Raw genomic sequence first — 19347 nt, 5'->3', positions numbered from 1 at the left:
ATCGCCCGAACGGTTGGCGCATTGGTCGTTTGGCGTTGTGAGATTTTCAACGTGCGGGATGCCGACGCCGCAGGGCAGCGCTCGTGCCCGGTAGCCTCAACACAGCAGATCAGCACGCTGAACGGGGCATAGATGTCGGACGAGGACGAGCCGCAGGACGAGATCGAGATCGTCAGCGACGGAGACGGCATCGCCGTTATCGGCGATCCGCTGGCCGTCGAACGCTTCCTTTTCACAGCAGGTGTCCCCTCCCGACAACTGGACCTGTCACACACGCTCAGCGCGACACTCAATGCGGGCTCGGCCGCAGCCAAGGGCGGATCCGAGGTCGCTGCCAACGCCGGGCGCTGGGTGAAACTCACCGATGAATCGGCCAAGGCGCTCAAGCTCGGCAACACCATGAAGGGTTCGTCTGACAGCGTCAGCCGTGCCGTCGTGACCACGAGCAATGGCAAGATCACCAAAATCATGGAGTTCGTGAAGCCCGGCACCGTTGGCTCCGTTCTCACCAACCCAGCACTACTGGCTGGCGCCGCGGGCATCATGGCCCAGCTCGCCATGCAGCAGACGATGCAGGAGATCACGGATTACCTCGCCGTGATCGACGAAAAGGTCGACGACATCCTGCGAGCGCAGAATGACGCGCCGATCGCGCGCATGATCGGCGTCGGACTCGTCATTGACGACGCCATGCTGAAGCGCGAGCACGTCGGGCGCGTTTCTGAGGTGACCTGGTCCAGCCTCCACGGTGTGGCTCAAACCATTGCGGAGACGCAGTCATATGCGCTGCGACGCCTGGACGCTCTCGCCGAGAAGATGGAGAAGAAGTCGCGCGTCGGAGATTTGGCAACGAACGCGAAGAAAGCCGAAGGGGAAGTCGAAGAGTGGTTGTCCGTCCTGGCCCGCTGCTTTCAGCTCCAGGACGGCCTAGCAGTCCTCGAGCTTGACAGAGTCCTCGACTCTCGCCCGGAGGAGCTCGACCGGCACCGCGAAGCCATCCAGGCGGGCCGAAGTCGGCGCCGCGACCTGATCGCGAAGAGTACCGAGCGGCTGCTCGCGCGGATGGATGCAGCCGCCGTGACGGCGAACAAGAAGGTGCTATTTCATCCCCTGAAGCCTGGTGAGGTGGTGCGCTCCAGCAACGAGGTCGGCAACGGCGTGCTGGTCTTCCACGAGACCATCGGCATCACCGGTAGCCGCGTAGCCCTCAAGAAGAAGCGTTGGACGGTCGCTGCGGGCGAAGCACGGGACACCGTTCGTGATACTGGGGTGGCCGGCATTCAGACTGCGGCGAAGCTCGGCATCCGAGGGGCATCGGCCGTCGGAACGTTCAGTACGGAAGCTGCCAGTACTGCGAAGGACGCGGCAGGCATGGCAAAGAGCAACGTCGTATCGAAGCTACGTCGCGGCGATACGACGGGCCGCGTCAACGCCAACGCCAACGCCGACGCCGACGCCGACGCCGACGCCGACGCCGACGCCGACGCCGACGAATCATGAATCTGCTGGATGACCGCTCGTTCCGACCGGCACGCGAGATTGACGCAATCGTCCCCGATAACTTCGGTGTCTACGCGATCCGCCTCCGAACCGGCGCAGAGCTTCCGGAGCCATTCCAGACGCTACTCGACGAACGCAGCACTCGCCTCGTCTATATCGGGCAAGCCGAACGACAGACGCTTTTGAAGCGTCTGCTCGGCAATGAGCTCCGGGCGCGAGGCAACGGCACGTTCATCCGCAGCATCGGCGCGGTGCTCGGCCATCGCCCACCACACGGATCGCTCGCCGGCCGCTCGCGGATCCAGAACTACCGCTTCGCGCCCACCGATCGGATAGCCATCGTGGAATGGATCAACGCCAACCTCGAGGTGAGCTGGGCGGTCCTCCCACAGGCGGAAGAGCACGGTGCCGAGGTCGCACTGATCTGCGAGCACACCCCGCTGTTCAACCTTCAGGACAACCCGCGTGCACTCCCCGAGCTCGCGCTGTTGCGCGCCGAATGCCGCGCTATCGCGGCTGGGTTGTCCGCCCCGTCTTTGTAGCGGCCTGCGCCGCCCAACGCTTTGGTGGCGCTCCACGACCCGATCTCGCGGCGCCCCGACGCTCCACCTCGAGTGAGAACCGGGGACTCGTGGGATGACCGCGAAGAAGAGACATGGATTGACAAGCTGTAGGGCCGTAGAGACCACGCCCGCGGGGCCTAGATTGAGAGGGTGCTGCGATACTCCGACCTCACCGATCGTTCGGCAGTCCATCGAACTCTCGACGAGTTCGACCGAATCGGACGCGTTGCGTTTCTTCACAAGTATGGGTTCGGGCCGGCACGGCTCTATCTACTCACCACAGAGACTGGCCGCTACGATTCGAAAGCGATCTTCGGTGTTTCCTACGGGTACCAGCATGGGGTCCCACTGACATCGGATGAGTTCAGTGGAGGCAGGACGGGCGCCGCCGGCCGGCTTGCTGAGCTGGGGTTCACGATTACTGGCATCTCATGATGAGAAGCCGCGAAGAGGAACGCGCGATCCGCGCAGATATCTTCCGCTGGCTCGACGAGCAGTTCATCGGTCAGGGCGGCTACGAGATCCACAGTTCTGTGCTCCGTGGCTACTGCTATGGCGACGAGCAGATCCCGTTACTCGACCGTGGCAAAGGCATCCGAAACCCTGCGACGTTCTCCGCGACGCTGTCGATCATGTCGGGGTGGAAGGCCAACAAGTACTCGGACTACGAATCAGACGACGGATGGGTGACCTATCACTATCGCGAGGGCGAGGGCGGCGACAACACCAAGCTTGTGCGAGCCTGGGCCAACGGCGATCCTTTGGTCTACTTCCGCGCGGTACGAGAAGGGTTCTATATCCCGTACTACCCGATCGTGATCGCGCAAAACGATCCAATCGCCCGCGTCGTGCGCTTTCCGCTCGACCAAGCACTTTCCTTCCTCGGTGATCCGTTGGCCTACGACGAGCAGAAGCGACGATATGCCGAGTCGATCGTGCACACCCGACTTCACCAGCCAATCTTTCGGGCGCGTGTCCTGCACGCATACTCCGGCGCGTGCACGGTGTGCGATCTCCGGCACTCGGAGTTGCTGGATGCGGCACACATCGTCCCTGACGCGGAGGAGAACGGCGTCGCTCACGTCACGAATGGGCTCGCGATGTGCAAGATTCACCACGCCGCCTACGATCGCTCACTGATGGGCATCACGCCCGACTTTGAAGTGAGGATCGACCAGCAACTACTCGACGAGATCGACGGCCCGATGCTTCGACACGGTCTGCAGGATATGCACGGGCGATCGATCCGACTTCCTTCAAGCCGAGCGGCGCGTCCCGACCGAGACCGACTCGCGCAGAAGTTCGAGCTGTTCGCACGGCAATAGCGGGGAAGATCAAGTAGCTCCGACCTCCCGTCGTCTTTGACCGCGGCCGCTGCCAGATGGCGGCGATCTCTTCATTTCGTATCCCGCTACCGAATCCCGAGGAATGATCACGATGACCACATCCCCAGCTGGGTGGTACCCGCAATCGGACGGTAGCCAGCGTTATTGGGACGGGGCGGCGTGGACGAACCACGTCGCCGAGGCACCCGGCAAAGCGACGCACTTCGAGCACACGGCTGATCGTGATGCGAGTTCTGCGCCGGTGAGTCGAGAGAGACTCGCGCACGATCTCACCATGACCTACCTCAACAACAGGTACGGCGCGAAGGTCGTTGGAGAATTCTCGGTCAACGCCGATCAGGACTGGTCCACCACTCCAACGTCAGTGACGGACGTAACTGGCCGTGGAGAGGTTCGGACGGAAGCGTTGCCGCATGTGAACAAGCTCCGCACCCAGTCCGTCGAGGTGAAGACGGGTGGTCGCCATCTGTTCGGGATAGGCCCAGAAAAGGTTGCTCGGATCGAGGTCGAAGTGCAGCCACGTGAGTACGAGGTGGACGCGACCTTTACGGAGATCATCTCGGACTACTTTGCTGCGTACTCACGGTTCTTAGCGCTTCTGCCACGCTAAACGGGGAGCCGTGGCCGGGGCGTCGTTGCTAGCCAGATGAGCGGCAGCTGACAACCCCACCGATGCGGCCGTCGTTGAATGCGTCGATGCGGTCAAGCGGGTCGCCGTGATCTCCGATGTCGGTCCAGGGCGTCTCGTCGGAGAGAGCTGTGAGGCCGTTCGTGATGTTTCGGGGTTTCGCTGTCGTAGTCACCGGCATCCTCGCGCGGAGTAATATGTCTCCAGGAACATTTTGGGGACGCACATGACCAACGCATCAACACTCGTACGGGCCGCACGAAAAAGCCGACGCCTCACGCAGGCGCAGCTCGCGGAGCGCGCGCGCGTAGATCAGGGGAGCATTTCGCGTTCCGAGAATGGGCGGGATGCCGACTTCAGCACAATCAGTCGCCTCCTCGCAGGCTCGGGATATCGCCTTTACTCGGCTCCGTCGACGCGAGACGACGCTGCGACCGTGGCCGCCGAAATCCGCCTGAGACTCAGCACCGGAGACAAGGATCGTGCGCTGCGGGCGTTGCTGCAGCTCAACGACAACCTGGTTGTCGAACGTGGCCTCGTGCGCGGCATCCTCACTATCGCCGAGCCAGAGTCGACCCGCGTCGCCGTATGGGATGCCGCGATCGCTGGACTCGTCGCATGGCGACTCAACGAAGAAGGGCTCCCCCTTCCCGATTGGACGCGAGCGCCCAGCCGGTTCCTCCGCACCTCAACGACCCTGGGCGTTGACCCCGCAGACCCGACTCCGCCGCTCGATGAAGTCCCGAGTGAATTCGCCGAGCGCGGCGTACTTGTCTGGCGAGACACATTCGCGAGCATCTGAGAATGGCAACTTCCCTCGACAGAAGCGACATCATCGGTGCTCTTCGCGAACTCATCAGCGAGCTTCGCTCCGCCGGTGAGGTCGCGGGCATTCGGATCGTTGGAGGCGCGGCTTTGGCCCTCCTCTACTTCGACCGCGGAACGACGCAAGACCTGGACTCGCTTCACATCCAGCCAGGAAGCGACGAAGCCGTCGCCGCCGCGGCGACGCGGGTCGCGGTTCAGCATGGGTGGGATCCACTCTGGCTCAACTTCGCAGTCGAACGAGCCGATGCGATCCCGACTTTCGGTCGCCGTGCAGTCGAGTGGGAAACAGTTTTCGACGCCGACGGCATCGTGATCCAAGTCGCGGCGAAGGAAACGCTCCTCGCCATGAAGCTTCGCGCCAACCGGCCAGGCCGCGACACCAACGACATTCGGCCGCTCCTTGCACTGTGCGAGATCAACACACTCGCGGCCGCCGAGGACCTGTACGAAGACTTCTACCCGGGCGACTCGCTCACCGACCGAGCGGTTGGGATGGTGGAACGAATCCTTGCGGCTGGCCTTCCCTCGCCCGTCGCCCGTCCGGCTCCACTCGTTCTGTAGCAAGAAAGCGGCCAAGCAGCGGATGCCGCTACAGACAGATAGCGCCATAGGTGGTGATAAGCCGGGGTCGAGGCAACAGGTGTCGCGCGAAGCGCTCGCCGACCGAGCTTCCCCTACATCCCGATCCCGCGCCCCGCGCTGGGCGCTCCGACGACCGGCCCGGTCCACACAGTGACATCCCGCTCCCGTGCAGCCCGCCGCAATTCCGCCGCCGCCGCGCGCACGGCGTCCTGCATCGTCAACTCCGGAGTGCCACGCTGCATCGACTCGGCGAGACACTCGCGAGCTGCGGCATCCGTCCCCGCGACCACGATCGCGGCGTTGTGCACCCGCCCGCGGGTGAGACCGACGTAAAGCCCAGCGGCATCCACATCGGGACCGACCACCGACGCGTCGGCGGTGTCGCCCTGCACGCCGTGCACCGTCGACGCATAGGAAAGCTGCACATGCTCCCGCGCATACTCGGCCGACACGCGCCGCAGCTCGCCACTGTCGCCCACCGACACAAGGTCCACGAAATCGTCGCGGATGCCGCGCACAACCCACTGCGCACGGTTCTCGACGCCGGTGAGCTTATCGTTGCGGCGGGTCTGCACGGTGTCGCCGACAAGGAGGCGCTGCTCCCCCATGCCCCACGCGACCACGCGGGGATCCAGCTCGCCGCTATCGACTCGACGCTGCTGGATCGCGTCATTGATGGCATTGGCCTCAGCGTTCGTGCCGGACACCAACGTCACCCGCTTGCCGCGCGCGTGCCATTCGAAGTAGGCGTCGATCATCTGCTCACGGGCGGCGTCATGATGGTCGACCCGCACGACGTGGCCGCGCTCGGCGAGCTCGCCCGCGACCACCAGCGCACCGTCGCGATCGCTCGCTTCGCGAAGCCGTAGCGTGAGTGCCGCGTACTCCGGATCGCGAAACCGGTGCACCGTGTCGAGCTCCACCGCCGCGTTCGCGTGCCGGATCGCGGAGCCCATGGCACCTGCGTGTCCCACCGGCAGCGCCTGGTGCGGGTCACCGACGAACGCTATTCCCACGCGATGCTCGAGCGCGAGCTCGACGAGAACGTTCGCCGCCTGCAGCTCGACCATTCCCGCCTCGTCAACCACGATCCGATCCCGAGCGCGCAGCGCGTGCTGCGTAGGTCCGGCATAGATCGCACCCGTCGAGGGATCGACCTCGCCCACCCGCAGCCGAGTCCACATCATCGCGCCCGCCTGGTCGACGCCCCACCGATAGCCGTGGTCAGCGAGCAGCGCATGAATGCTGGATGCCGCAGCCCCGATCTCGCGGGAAGCCACCGACGCGGCTTTCCGTGTAGGAGCGACAACGAGCATCCGCCGCTTCTGCCCCCAGAGAGCTGCGAATGCCGTGCGCAGCATCGTGGTCTTGCCGGTGCCGGCGGGGCCCGTGACCGTCACGAGTCCATCGGTCCCCGCGATCGCGCGCGCAGCGACGCTCTGCGACGCGTCGAGTGTCGACCTGTCCTCGCTACCCGACAACCGCCGTAGCTCGGCCGGCAGGAGTGAACAACCCGCTTGGGCGAGCGCATCGAGGCGTCCGGCGAGGCTGATCTTCGCGCGCACGGTCTCGGTCGCCATGAAGGCCTTCACATGCGCCGGCGGCACCTCGCCGACGAGCCGATAAACCGTCTGTGTCGCGCGGGCCGAGATCTGCGCGATCACCCCGTCGAGCTGTTCGCGCGGCGCGACGACTCCGGTGCGTGAGAGAGCACGTGTCGCGCCAGCGCGAAGGTCGAAAGTGCTGAACCGCCCGCCACATGATGTGGACCGGTCGTCCGCGTCAACGATCGCCGCGGCGGCGAGCAGGTCCAGATCGAGCGCGTGCACATCGGTCGCAGCGATCGTGATCGGTGCCCGTGCGGCGAGCAGGTGGGGATCGATCGACGCGATCTCGTCGCGGATGCGCGACTCCCATGACACCTCGTCGAGGTCGGCCGGCTTGTTCGGTCGCGCGACCGCCCACGCGCGCCGATCGATCTGCCGGAGCACCTCCGTACTCGACGCCGAACCGCCGTGCGCCGCCGTCCACTCCGCGATCAGGCGCGCACGGTTTGTCTCGATCTGCGATGAGCGGCGCGAGAGCGGACGGACGGCGCCGGCAAGTTCGGCGATCTCCCCCGCGTCGTCGAGCGTGTACCCGTGTCGGGCGAGTGCGGCGATCCACGCGGGGTCGGTTCGGGCGGCAAGCTCGCCTTCGGCATTGATGACAGTGTGCAGTTTCATTGCGACACGCGAGTCGAGATTCGACCACTTGCCGTCCGCGCCGAGCACCTTGATGTTCAGCCACAGGTGACGGTGGATGTGCGGGTCGAGCGCGCGCGACCGCCGGTGCCGTAGCTCGACAACCTCGATGCGCGTGATCGCTTCACGGATGAGTCCGCCATGCCCGCGCCGTGCGTTGAGCTCGGTCTGCCAAGTGAGCAGGATGCGTTCGCGCAGCCGATCTTGCAGCACCTCAAACTCGTCCGCGAGTTCCGGATGCAGCAGCGCCGCGAGGCTAAACGACTTCGGGTGGTTGAGCGTCCCGTCGAGCAGCAGGTCAGCGTCGGGGCTCAGCCGCTGGTGGCCGCGCTCCTCCCCCGTGATCGGGTCGTATCCGGAAAGCCAGACACGAAGGCCGCCAGCACTCATCCGGTCGGTCGTGATGACGCCGTTGTCGACGATGAACCGAGAGACGGTCGCATCGGATGCCGCACTGTATGAATCGAGGGCTTCGACGCCCGTCGTGGAGGACAGATGGGCGTCGCACGTACCTTCCAGCGCGTACGCAACGGCGTTCCGAGACCCGCGGGATCCGACTCCCCGCTTCCATCGCTCCAGGCCTCCGCGCATGCCGCCAGGGTAGGCTCGTTTTTTGCCCTTATCCAGGTATTTTTACGCGTTGCAGGTAGCTGTAGCAAGGTGGCGCTAAAGGGCGCCGTCCACCTCGGGTGCCTGCGTGCATTGCGCTCTTTCCCCAGGGGTCAGCCTTGACCTTGTGGCAGTGCTCGCCGGGGCTAGACAGGATCATCTCGCGTACTGCTTGATGCGAGCGTGCCATCCCTTCAGCCAGGCGACCTCCTCACAGAGCTCGTCGACCGTCGGAGCCACGTAGTTCTCCTCGGGCGCATTGTCATGTCGAGCTGCCCAGCTTGATGTCTTCGAGTAGGCGAGCTGAAATTCGTCATGATCAGCCTGCGTGAACTTCGGAAGAATCTTGAGCATCTTCGTCTGTACTTCGTTCGTCCCACGATCCACGAGCTCATTGACGATGTGCAGGTTCATCGCCCGTTCAAGGGTTTCGGAGAGTCGGCCAGCAATCTGTGCAGTCCGATCCGTGTAGTCGTCGTCCGTCAGAGCATCGCGCTCCTTTCTCAAGCGCGCCAAGTCTGCCTCGAGCTTGTTGATCCTCTCCGGAACATCCTTTGCCGCCCAAGGGAGGTGATCAACGATGAGGCCCGGCTGAGTGCCGCCCATTCGCTGAATCGATCGTGTAGTCGCGGCGACCGCCTTGCTGTTCGCCGCTTTGATCAGCGCGTGGACGAAGGTGATCTCGTGCGTGAAGACGATCACTTGTCGCTCGCTTGCAAGCTCGACCAGGCGGTGAGCGACCTTCGCCCTTCGCTCGGCGTCGAGCGACGAGACGGGATCGTCGAAGACAACACTCGAGAGCGACTTGTCCAGCTCAACTTCTGTGAGAAATCCCGCCAAGCCGAGCGCCGTCTGCTCTCCTTCGCTCAGCACCTGGTCGACGCCAGCGTTTCGGCGTGACCCGAGGAGGCTCGGCTGATGTTCGAGCGCGGAGTTTCGCCCACGTCCGGTCCGGTTGAGCGTGACTCTCCGCAGATCGAGGCGTTCGGTCTCTCGTGTGAAGTGATCCCGAACCTCGGCCGTGACGTAGGTCTCGGTCAGCTCGCCGCGTTTCGTTGTGATCGCGTTTGTTGCGGTGAGGCGGCGAACGTCCTCGATCGCCTTGCGCTGGGCAAGTCGTGTTACCTCGGTCTCGATGGTCGTCTTTGCCTCGTGGAGTGTCTTGGCGTCCTGCAGTTCGACGACCTTCTTGCTCGTCGCGCTAAGTGTTTGAGCAAATGTTGAAGCGTCGATTTCTCGCGCCTCCGTGGTCAACGCTTGCGCGCGCGTATCGGCCTGACCTCTGAACGAGTGCGCGAGCGGAAGCAGATCGACGCCTGCCTCGCTATCAATCCAGGCGACGGCCGCAGCAGCTGCGCGCGTCCCAGCATCGAACCAGTCAAGCACCGACTGCATGTCTTCGCCGGCGTCTTGCAGTCGGTTAATTGCGGTAGAGACCGCGATCGGTAGGGTCTGAAGGTCGACGAAGTGACTTCGGAAGCTTGCAAGCGCTTTGGTGACTGTGTCTGCGTCTCGTGACGTTGTGTCCTTGACGAACGCCTCGAATCGACTGAGTCGGTCGGCGGCCTGCTCGCTCAAGGGCTGCTGACAGAGCATGCAGACCGCGTCGTTGCCTGTCACCGGGAAATCATGATCGTGGTATGCGTCGATCAGTGAAAACTTGCGCGCTGCTTCCCAAAGCGCCCGCCAAGTCTCGGAACCAACACTCGGCAGAGGCTCAGAGTCGAATGAGCGAGCAGATGCAATGCGCGCCGCTTCCTGGAGCTGGACGACCCTCTGTTGCAGGTCTCTGAGTTCGCGCTGCTCGCTTTCACCCAGTGCGTCTTCCACTGCCTTGGCGTGAGCTGCAACAGCCGACCAGTCGCGACCGAGCGCTGTGAGCCGATTCTTCTCCTTCGTCGGGTCGCTTCCCTTGAGTCGCGCCTCCGCCGTGAGTTGTTTCACTAGCCGCGCATCATGATCCTCTGCCAGTGTGATGGCTTCCTCGATCGCGTCCTTAGTGGTGGTGGCCGAGATGCCTGAGAGGAACGCCGACGCGGGAGTGTCTGGATGGAGTACCGGAAGCTGCGGTCGCTCGGTCTGGTTCGCACCAAGCCGGCGCGTGAGTTCAGCGGCGACCGCTTCGCAAGCTTCGGACAGTTGGTCAAGAATTGTGAGCGCTGATGGCCGGTAGTTGGCCTCCGAGGCAGTCGTGACGTACGCATCACCGCAGTCCTCGTCGTAGAAGCGAATTCGGGACAGTTCGGTGCTCTGTGGCTCACCTAGATCCCACGTCTCGGCGTTGATACCAACCTTGTAGTCGAGCTTCGCCGCCTGCGCAGTATCCGTATCCGAGAAGACGTCACCGAGTAGTTGCGCGCCCTTGACGCGAGCGGTGACGGCCTCACGGATGAGCCGCGCGTAGCCAGACTTCCCGCTGGCGTTGTTACCGAAGGCGACCGTCAGTCCCGCGGCGCCGAAAGAGAGCGTCTGGCCTTCTGCGAGAGCATTGACACCCTCGACGCCCGATACCTGAACAAGACTGACGGGGTCTCCTGCGGCTGTCGAGCCCGGGATGTCAGCGGCTTTTACGTTTGTGGCAACCGGGTACGTTCCCGCGATCAGCTGGTCCGCGATGGCAGACACGTCGTCAGCAGGCAGTGTCTCGTTGCGGCAGAAGCGCGCGACAGCGTCCTTCTGCCAATCTGGCCGCGCAGCAAGCCAACTCGCCAGGTCCTCATTGAGGGTCATTTACTAGCTCCTACAGAGAGTCCAGAGAATCGTTCGAGGAACGTGCCGAGCGGCTCGATTGCACACTGTTGGCTCTCACGGTCTCCGCCGTCAGCACAGAGTTGGGAGACAACCTCAAGCGCCTTGGTGTTGACGGGTCCGAATGTAAGCATCACACTCGCCACTTCCCGGGCACAGACACTGCATAATCGCCGACTCCGATGGCCTCGAAATGACGCTTGGCGGACTTGATCTTGGCGTTCTCTGTCGGGCGCCGCTTCACCTCTTCCTCGGTGCTCTTCGTCTCGCGGATCATGTACACACGCTCCTCGCCGTCTTCGTGTTTCACGATGGCCCAGTCAGGGTTGTACGGTCCGACAGGGGTGTCGATCTTGAACTTGTCCGGAAGCTTCATGAAAAGCTTGACGTCCTCGCGTCCGTCGAGAAGCTCAGCGAACTGACGCTCCGGATCGGAGTCGTAGACCACGTAATCGAAGTTCGACTTCTCAGCGTTCTCGAGCTTGTACATCTGGTCGAGGAAGCGTTCCTTCTCCTCCTCGCCATCCTTGCGGAGCTCGCGCAGCTCGTAGACAGAGCCCACGATCCGCTCGTACTGGACGCCGTCGACGACGAGCTCAGCGAGTGTGTTGCGCAGGATCCGCTTCGCCATTGCAATGAAGTCGTTGGGGTTAGCGATGAACTCTTCAAGCCGGCCGCCCCCGACAAGGATGTCGACGATGGTCTTCCGGGTGAGGGAAGTCGCCTCCTGAAGCTCTCCGATGATGTCCGGCAGGTCGTAGCTGCCCTTGAGCTCCTGCTGGCGTGAACCGAGTTCTTGACCCTTGGCGCCGCCACGAAGCACCTTCACGCCCGCGCGGGTGACCTGGATGCGCAACGGTTCGATCTCGGGAGCAACCTTGATCGCGTCAATCGACTTCTCGATGATCTTGTCTCGCTCGACCTCAACCCGGTAGGTCGTGCGGCGGCTGATCGTCTCCCAGAACTGCTCGAACTCGGGGTTAGCGAACAGCTGCTTGTTTAGTGTTCGAGCCTGTCGCTTGCTCTTCGGTTTGATGTAATTCCCGATGTTGGCGCGGTCGACAAGCTCGATGACGAACGGCTCCGCCCACGCGAAGTCGACCGGCATGTTCAAGCTGAAGCCGAGCGTGTTCGGCTGGAACTTCGGCTGCACGACGCCGTCCTGATCAATGAAGCGCTGCGACAGGAGGTGCTCCCAGATCGACACAGAACCGGCGTAGCCAAGGTTCTCGTCCGTGAGTGATCCGTCCGTTGCCTGCAGCGGGATTTTTGAGAACTCGGCCTTGCGTACGCGGCCAATCTCGACCCCGGCGTCCTTATATTCCTTCTGCAGCGCGTCCGCGAACTGCTTATACGACTCGTTCGCGATGACGGTCAACGTCGCGATGCCACGATCCGCGACGCGTTCGTAGCCGCCTTCGCGCTGAGCGACCGGCAGACGTAGCCCTCGACCTAGCGTCTGCCGCCGCTCCGTCTCCGCACCCATCTCGCGCAGCGTGCAGATCTGGAACACGTTCGGGTTGTCCCAACCTTCCCGGAGCGCCGAGTGACTGAAAATGAATCGCACCGACTCGTTCTCATCGAGCAGGCGTTCCTTCTGCTGCATGATCAGCTCATAGGCGTCGTCGTCGGCCTTGGTTGCACCAGTAGTGTCCTGAAAGGTGTCGGCCGCACCCTTTGTTCCTTTGAGGACGGAGAAGTAGCCGCGTCGCAGGTCGGCCGGGTCTTGGGGCAGGAGCTCCTGCGACTGCTGGGACTTCGCGCGTTCCTCCCGGAACAGCTCGTCGAACCACTGAACGAACTGGCCGTTTGCGTCAACGTTGTTGGCGCCATCGCCGAGGAAGCTCTCGACCTTATCGATAAAGAACAGGCTGAGGACCTTGATGCCCTTGGCTCGCAGCTGCGTTTCCTTGCGGAGGTGCTCCTTGATGGTTTCGCGGATCATCTCTTTGTAGATCGCGCCCGAGGCCCCGCCGATAGCCTCGCCCTGGTGCAGGTAACCCGAGTAAAGCGTCAGGTCGACGAATGAAGGCTCGAGGCTCATCTCGTTGATGCGCCAGCCCGCATAGCGAGCGTTGCCGGTCAGCCTTGGATCTGACAGTTCCTGGTTCTGTTTGACGTTGACGATGCGCCGCTCCAGCGAACCGTCCGCCTTGCGGCACGACAACTCCAGGCGCGCAACCCAGCCCTTATCGTTTCGGACGTCAACGAGCTTTATGTACGGCGTAGCGTCTGCGCCTTGCTGCTGAACGTCCGCCACCACGATCTGCTTCACGAGGCCGAGGTCGTGAGCGTCGACAGGGTCGAGCCGGTAGACGACGTTGCGTAACTTCTTGTGCGTCGCGCTGTACCGGAGAGTGAAGACTGGATCGAGCTCGCCGACAGCGGACTGCGACAGCAGGGACTCCATGTTCTGCGGCTCGTCCATGATGACAACCGGATGAGTCGCCCTCAGGTAGTCGATCGGTCGGAGCCCGTTCAGCTTGTCACGGGTCTGGTGGATGACGCGCGTGTTCTTGTCGCCTCGCAGGGAAGCGATCGTCATGACCATGATCTGTACATTGGTCGAGGTGGCGAAGGACTGCACCTCCTCCGCGTTCTGGCCACTGTAGACCGACGAGTCGAAGGTGATGTTGCGCTTCTTGTAGAGGTCTTCGAAGTGCGAGCGCATGAGTCGGATGCTCGTATTGACACCCTCGCGGATCGCGACACTCGGAACCAGGATCACGAACTTCGTGAAATTGTACCGTTCGGCAAGTTCAAAGATCGTACGAAGATAGACGTAGGTCTTGCCGGTGCCAGTCTCCATCTCAATGTCGAAGTCGAGCGCGTCGTCGAACAGCTTGGAGGAGACTTCGAGCCCATTCTTGTCTTGCACGCGCTGAAGGTTTGCGAAGACAGTGTCGCGGTCGAGGACCAAGCGGTTGCCGACCGCGCCCACTTCCTGGGACAGGTCGAGGTCCAGCGCTGCGTTGCTCGTCTCGTCGATCGCGGCGACCTGGCCTCGCAGCGTCGTCTCTAGTTTTTCGGCATCCTTCGGCTGGCCATCGAAGAGGTCGACAACCGACTTGATCGCATCAAGCTGGTACTGCTGACTGGAATCGAACTTGAATCCGCTGCTCATCACGCCGTCCAAAGCTCGATGCCCTTGCTCTTGCAGAGCTGAGCCACATTGGTCTTGAGCTGGTCGTCGCCCTGGAACGCGTCCTCGAGGACGATCAGGCGGGCAGGATCTTCGTCGACAACCGAGCGCAGCTGCTCAAGCGTCGGCTTGACGCCCTCGTCAAGGTACGCGAGAACAGTGCCGCCACCCACCGATCGGAGGGTGAGGCCGTCCACGTCCAGAGCTGCGATCGATTCAGTGAGTGAGTAGCCCTGCTTGAGCAGGATCTCTGAAAGGAGGTTGTCCGCAGATGCGTCGTCGGCACTGCTCGACTCACGGAGATCGAAGAGATGCTGCTCGAGCTGTTTGCGGTCAATATCGCTTGACACCTTCCACTTGGAGAAGTTGGTCTCAGCAAGTTCGTATGAACGGAATCCTAGGTCGATTTGCTCATGGCGATCATTGATCTCGGACGCGTAATCCGACGCAGTCCGGGCCGACGCCGCACGTAACCGAGCCCGCGCAACATCAGCGATCGTGTGGTGACCCGCGACCCTCGCGGGAGAGTTTTCCGGAGTCGGCTCCGGGAGTTGCACCTGGATGAACCGACGGCGGCCACCATCTCGAGCATTCAGGTCCATCACGGCATGGGCCGTTGAGCCTGACCCGGCAAAGAAGTCGAGGACCACGTCATCGCCGTCAGTAGCGAACTTCAGTAGCCGTTGCAGGAGTTTTATCGACTTCGGGTTATCGAACGCCTTAACCCCACCAAGAAGATCTGCCACTTGGGCGGTGGTAGCTCTGTTGTCCTCGTAGTAGAAACTCTTGAGGAGCTGGGTCGCTGTCTCGATGCGCTTCTTGATCCTCGGGACCGACGTGTGATCGTTTCCCCAATGGACATCGCCCATGTCGCTGGCTCGATCGAAGGTCGATTTCGGCCAACGCCAGCCGTTCCGCGGTTTCACGGTCGGAAGTCCAGTAACCGGGTGCAAGATGTCGTAGGTATAGTCACCCGGCTTAGTGTTTGCCGAATTTCCGGGATAGTAGACGCCACGGCTATCCACGTACGAGTAGTGAGCGACGCCGTCGAGATCGACGTCTCCATCCTTGGTGGCGTTCCGGATCCATTTTCTGAGTGCCTTTTGTACCGCCTCATTGTCATCACCATGTTCAGCGCGAAGTACCTGATACTGCTCAGCAATAAGTTGAGCCTTGTCTGATGGCGCCTCCCAGTTGCTTAGATGAGCGAAGTCACGGGCATAGGCGAGCACGTATTCATGATCCGTCGCAATGTTTGTCGGATTGTTGTCCGTGGCCGTCCGCCAAATGATTGTTCCGAGGAAATTTCGCTCACCGAAGACCTCGCCAGCTAGCTTTCGCAGGTTGTCTTCTTCATGGTCATCGATTGAGATGAAGATGACCCCGTCGGCAGTCAGCAGATTCCGCGCGAGTTTCAATCGCGGGTACATCATGTTGAGCCAGTTGGAGTGGTAGCGACCCTCGGTATCGGCGTTGGTTGAGAGCCTCTTGCCCTCCTCATTGACCTGGCGCGTCCAATCGAGGTAGGTTTCGAGACCTTCCTTGTAGTTGTCCGGGTAGACGAAGTCCTTGCCGGTGTTGTACGGCGGGTCGATATAGATCATCTTGATCCTGGCGTGATAGTGCTTCTGCAGAATCTTCAGAACCTCGAGGTTGTCACCCTCGATGAACACGTTTTTCGTCGTGTCCCAATCCATCGAGTTATCGATGTCAGGGCGAAGCGTCGCGGTGGTGGGCTCCTGGGCGGCGCGCAACGCACGCTTCTTGCCAGGCCAGAACAAACCAAAGCGCTCGCTGCCGTCAGCAGCATCACCGTCGAGTAATTCCTTGAGCTTCTCCACGTCCACCTTGCCGTCGGCGATGGCCTCGGGAATCAGGTCAGCCAGCTGCGCTGCGAGCTCGGTCTGGAATTTCGGGGTGGTAGATGCCGTTTCGTGAATTTGTTCGCTCATCGGGGATTTTCCTTCCTCAGTTTCACAGTGTCAATGTCTATGTGAATGTTCAGCGTCAGCACTCGCTACTGATCACGGGACGATCCGCCAGCGAATGGCGAAGAGATGTTCCGTGCTTTGCGTCCCTTGGAGTGACTGCTCGATCATGTCCAGCTTCTCGTCGATCTCGACTTGAAGCTTCTTCCGGTCGTCGCGGAAATCGTCATCAGCCTCGTCGGCGCGACGCTCCCACTTGCGCGCCTCGCGCTTCAGCTTCAGTTGCTCCATCGGGTCGTCAGCCTGACGCGCAGCCTTGCGTGCGTCCTTCTCCTTGGCGCGGTATTCGCGGATCTTGCCCTCGTGCTCGGCTTTGCGGTCCTGCTGATTCCTATAGAGGAGCTCTTCCTGCTGGTCGTAGTAGCGAGAGTTTCGGCCCTGAACTTCTTTCTCCAACTCGGAAACTCGCGCTTTGAGGTGAGGCTCGAGCTGGCCAGTGTCGACCGAAACGGGATCGGGGGCGATCTGCAGGCAAGCGAGGTCCAGAATGTCGGCGACGTACTCTTCGTCTAGGTAGACGCCGTCGTCGGTCGCGCCGCCGGCGAGCATGTACGACTCGGAGATGTCTTCGTCACGGGCTCGCATCGTGAAGGTAAGGAGATCGACGGTCAGCTCGCCGCTCTTGCCCTGGAGTCTCTTGACCGCGTTTGTGGCGCGAGCGGATTGGCTTATCGAGAAGGTCAGCTCGCGCGGCGGAGTCTGGTGCGACTTGGCGGTCTCCGCGACGTGCTGGGCGAGTGGGCTGGCGTACCGGTACTGGTGCGCGTTCGGGAGCGGCTTCGACTTGAAGAAGTAACGACCCGGCTTCGCATCGCTCGTCGGCGCCTCATTCAGGACAAAGGTGCGACCGTCCCCCTCGAACGAGGCAACGTCGCGGAGCTCATACTGCGTGATCGCCAGCAAAAGTCGCTCGAATTTATTGAGCACGTCACCCGACTGCTCGTCGTATGCCTTCAGCCGATCCTGTACGTGCGGGTCGAGGCTATCGAAGACCTTAGCTTTGGCACTTGCCATCTCTTGCGATATCTCGCCCGCGAACTGGTCCTCGAGCTCCTTGAAGGCAGCATCGATTTCGCCCGCCGTCCTGCAGCGGGTGAGGATGTCGCTAATCCGCTTCTCGAAGTCGAGTCCGTCCTCGACCGCGCCAAGCACCTCGTCGCTCGCACCGAACACGCTTGAGAACAGTTGGAACTTGTTGGTTAGAAGTTCCAGGATGCGCTGCTCGGCGAGGTTGCCCTTGTTGCTGAAGTTCACGACGACGACGTTGTGCTGTTGCCCGAAGCGATGCACGCGACCGATGCGCTGTTCGACTCGCTGCGGGTTCCACGGCAGGTCGTAGTTGACGAGCATCGAGCAGAACTGCAGGTTGATTCCTTCAGCGGCCGCTTCCGTGGCGATCATGATCGTGCCGTGCTCGCGGAAGTAATCGACGAGTGCCTTCCGCCGATCGACAGCCGGGATCCCAGTGATTAGGTCGCTATCCTGGTTGGCCTTGAGCCAGGCGTTGTAGATCGCAGTTTGCTCAGGAGCGTTGTTGGAGCCGTTGAACCGTACAACCCCCTTGCCGCGGCCGGCATCAGCAAGTGTTCGTGCGATGTACTCCTGCGTCTTTGTCGAGTCGGTGAAGATGATTGCCTTCTCGGCGGCACCCAGCTCTCGAAGTCGATCGAAGCCGAGATCCAACGCCTCATTCAGCTTCACGGCCTTCTGGTTGGCGGTGATCGAACGAGCCAGCACAGCATACTCACGCAGCTCGTCAACCTCGGCGCGCATCCTCTTGAGCGTTTCGCCGTCCAGATGTGAAGAGGCACTTGGCGCAGCTGTCTCCTCAGCTTCTTCGACAATTTCCGGCTCAAGCTCGTCGTCGGCTTCGAATTCCGCTAGGAACAGACCACCTCGATTGTCACGGCGCATTCCGGATGCCGCTTCGTCGGCCAGACGGTTGGCGATGTTTTCGAGAGTGCTCGCGACTGCGAAAGTTGACGACCCGAGACGCTTCCGGATGATGAGCGCCGAGAGGTGCCTCTGACTGCCGGCGAACGCGAAGAGCTCGTCGCGTTGCAGGTAGTCGTTCACGAGATCGTAGAGCCGGACCTCTTCGGGCGAGGGCGTGAACTCAACCGTTAGCGGCATGCGCTGCGTGAATCGAATGTACTTGTTGGCGTCCTTGCGGAGCGTGCGCTTCGAGATCGCCGCAACACGCTCGACCAGATCGTCGTCGCCCGTCAGATCACGGTTCTTGATGTAGCGCTCACGGAAGGCATCAAGCGAGTAGAAGTAGTCCGGATCGAAAATCGATACCAGACCAAAGAGCTCCTCGAGCTTGTTCTGGAGAGGCGTCGCCGTAAGTAGCACGGTCTTGTGCGCGCTTCGCGCAATGTGCGAGACGGCCTCGGCCATCTTGGCCTTGCCGCTCCAATAGCTCCGCAACCGGTGAGCTTCATCCGCCACCACGAGATCCCATGACTTTAGGAGCGATGTCTCGTGACGCAGCGCGAAGTCGTAAGAACAGATGAGCACCTCGGCCGCTCGCGTGTCGGACTTAGCCAGCAGCGAATCCTTCGCCTTTGCCTCGATGATCGTCGAGGGGATTAAGAACTTCTCGAAGAGCTCCTGCTTCCATTGCTGTCGCAGGCTCGACGGCGCGATGATGAGGATGCGCCGCTTCCGCTCGGCCCAGTACTGCGAGATGACGATTCCTGCTTCGATCGTCTTACCGAGGCCAACTTCGTCCGCCAGGATCACACCGGGCAGGAAAGGTGTCTGCAAGGCGAACAGGGCAGCGTCGATCTGATGCGGCTTCGGCTCTACCTGAGCGTCGAAGAGCAGCCCGGCCAGCTTGCCGACATGATCGTTCGCGTAGCTGCGCTGCAGCTCGTGCGAGAAGTATTTCGCCTGGTAGTCGCTGAGCAAAGTCATCAACAACCGCCGTGGGCGGCACCGCACGAGGACAACGCGCAAGACACGCAACGCGACGATCGTGTCGTGATAGGTGTCATGCGGCGCGGGGCCCTTCGCTTCCAGCGGCGATTAGGAACTTCTCATGTGCACTCACACCGTACCGGGCACTTGGCAACCTCTAACACCACGCATCGGCCCGACCAGACCTTGAGAGCCGCCGGGACCAGCTTCTCAAGTGACTTACCGCGCGATGCCGGCGATCGCATGCA

12 protein-coding genes and 2 pseudogenes are annotated in these 19347 nt (G+C 61.9%); 8 read left to right on the top strand and 6 right to left on the bottom strand.

The window, feature by feature from the left end:
- Positions 1–132 precede the first annotated feature (132 nt).
- The 5 genes and pseudogenes from Q0653_RS00145 to Q0653_RS00130 all read left to right on the top strand — a co-directional run bounded on the left by Q0653_RS00145 (position 133) and on the right by Q0653_RS00130 (position 4019).
- Positions 133–1500 carry a hypothetical protein gene (locus Q0653_RS00145; RefSeq protein ID WP_298941711.1) on the top strand — a complete coding sequence of 456 codons (1368 nt, stop codon included), beginning with the start codon at positions 133–135 and terminating at the stop codon, positions 1498–1500.
- Positions 1497–2042 carry a GIY-YIG nuclease family protein gene (locus Q0653_RS00140; protein WP_298941710.1) on the top strand — a complete coding sequence of 182 codons (546 nt, stop codon included), beginning with the start codon at positions 1497–1499 and terminating at the stop codon, positions 2040–2042. Before Q0653_RS00145 ends, Q0653_RS00140 begins: the two co-directional genes overlap by 4 nt.
- A 452-nt stretch (positions 2043–2494) precedes the next feature.
- On the top strand, positions 2495–3388 hold the full coding sequence (locus tag Q0653_RS00135; protein WP_298941709.1) for an HNH endonuclease: 894 nt from the start codon (positions 2495–2497) through the stop codon (positions 3386–3388).
- Positions 3389–3491: 103 nt separating this feature from the next.
- A pseudogene (locus Q0653_RS14025) lies at positions 3492–3593 on the top strand (DUF2510 domain-containing protein); the annotation flags it as partial.
- Positions 3594–3683: 90 nt separating this feature from the next.
- Entirely contained in the window at positions 3684–4019 is a 336-nt protein-coding gene (locus Q0653_RS00130; RefSeq protein WP_298941707.1) for a hypothetical protein, read from the top strand.
- Between the two features lie 28 nt (positions 4020–4047).
- On the opposite strand, the gene Q0653_RS00125 is transcribed toward Q0653_RS00130, so the two are convergent.
- A complete protein-coding gene (locus Q0653_RS00125) occupies positions 4048–4212 on the bottom strand; it encodes a hypothetical protein (protein WP_298941705.1) in 165 nt (54 codons plus the stop codon).
- Positions 4213–4263: 51 nt separating this feature from the next.
- Between Q0653_RS00125 and Q0653_RS14020 the strand changes: the two are divergent.
- The 3 genes and pseudogenes from Q0653_RS14020 to Q0653_RS00115 all read left to right on the top strand — a co-directional run.
- A pseudogene (locus tag Q0653_RS14020) lies at positions 4264–4407 on the top strand (helix-turn-helix transcriptional regulator); the annotation flags it as partial.
- A gap of 66 nt (positions 4408–4473) precedes the next feature.
- A complete protein-coding gene (locus Q0653_RS00120; RefSeq protein WP_298941703.1) occupies positions 4474–4839 on the top strand; it encodes a hypothetical protein in 366 nt (121 codons plus the stop codon).
- Between the two features lie 2 nt (positions 4840–4841).
- Complete coding sequence (locus tag Q0653_RS00115; protein ID WP_298941702.1) at positions 4842–5426, top strand: DUF6036 family nucleotidyltransferase; 585 nt, start codon at positions 4842–4844, stop codon at positions 5424–5426.
- A 113-nt stretch (positions 5427–5539) separates the two neighbouring features.
- On the opposite strand, the gene Q0653_RS00110 is transcribed toward Q0653_RS00115, so the two are convergent.
- From Q0653_RS00110 to Q0653_RS00090, 5 genes are all read right to left on the bottom strand, one after another.
- Entirely contained in the window at positions 5540–8281 is a 2742-nt protein-coding gene (locus Q0653_RS00110) for an AAA family ATPase (protein WP_298941701.1), read from the bottom strand.
- Between the two features lie 174 nt (positions 8282–8455).
- A complete protein-coding gene (locus Q0653_RS00105) occupies positions 8456–11029 on the bottom strand; it encodes an AAA family ATPase (RefSeq protein WP_298941700.1) in 2574 nt (857 codons plus the stop codon).
- A 151-nt stretch (positions 11030–11180) separates the two neighbouring features.
- Complete coding sequence (locus Q0653_RS00100; protein ID WP_298941698.1) at positions 11181–14171, bottom strand: DEAD/DEAH box helicase family protein; 2991 nt, start codon at positions 14169–14171, stop codon at positions 11181–11183.
- The gene (locus tag Q0653_RS00095; RefSeq protein WP_298941696.1) at positions 14171–16141 is read right to left on the bottom strand and encodes a site-specific DNA-methyltransferase; all 1971 of its coding nucleotides are present in this window, start codon (positions 16139–16141) and stop codon (positions 14171–14173) included. The genes Q0653_RS00100 and Q0653_RS00095 overlap by 1 nt, the downstream gene beginning before the upstream one ends.
- 72 nt (positions 16142–16213) lie before the next feature.
- A complete protein-coding gene (locus tag Q0653_RS00090; RefSeq protein WP_298941693.1) occupies positions 16214–19096 on the bottom strand; it encodes an SNF2-related protein in 2883 nt (960 codons plus the stop codon).
- Between the last annotated feature and the right edge of the window lie 251 nt (positions 19097–19347).

This window comes from uncultured Microbacterium sp. (genome assembly GCF_947488465.1).
Classification (GTDB): domain Bacteria; phylum Actinomycetota; class Actinomycetes; order Actinomycetales; family Microbacteriaceae; genus Microbacterium.
Note: the sequence above shows the minus strand (reverse complement) of the source record. Positions and strands in the feature narration are given on the sequence as shown.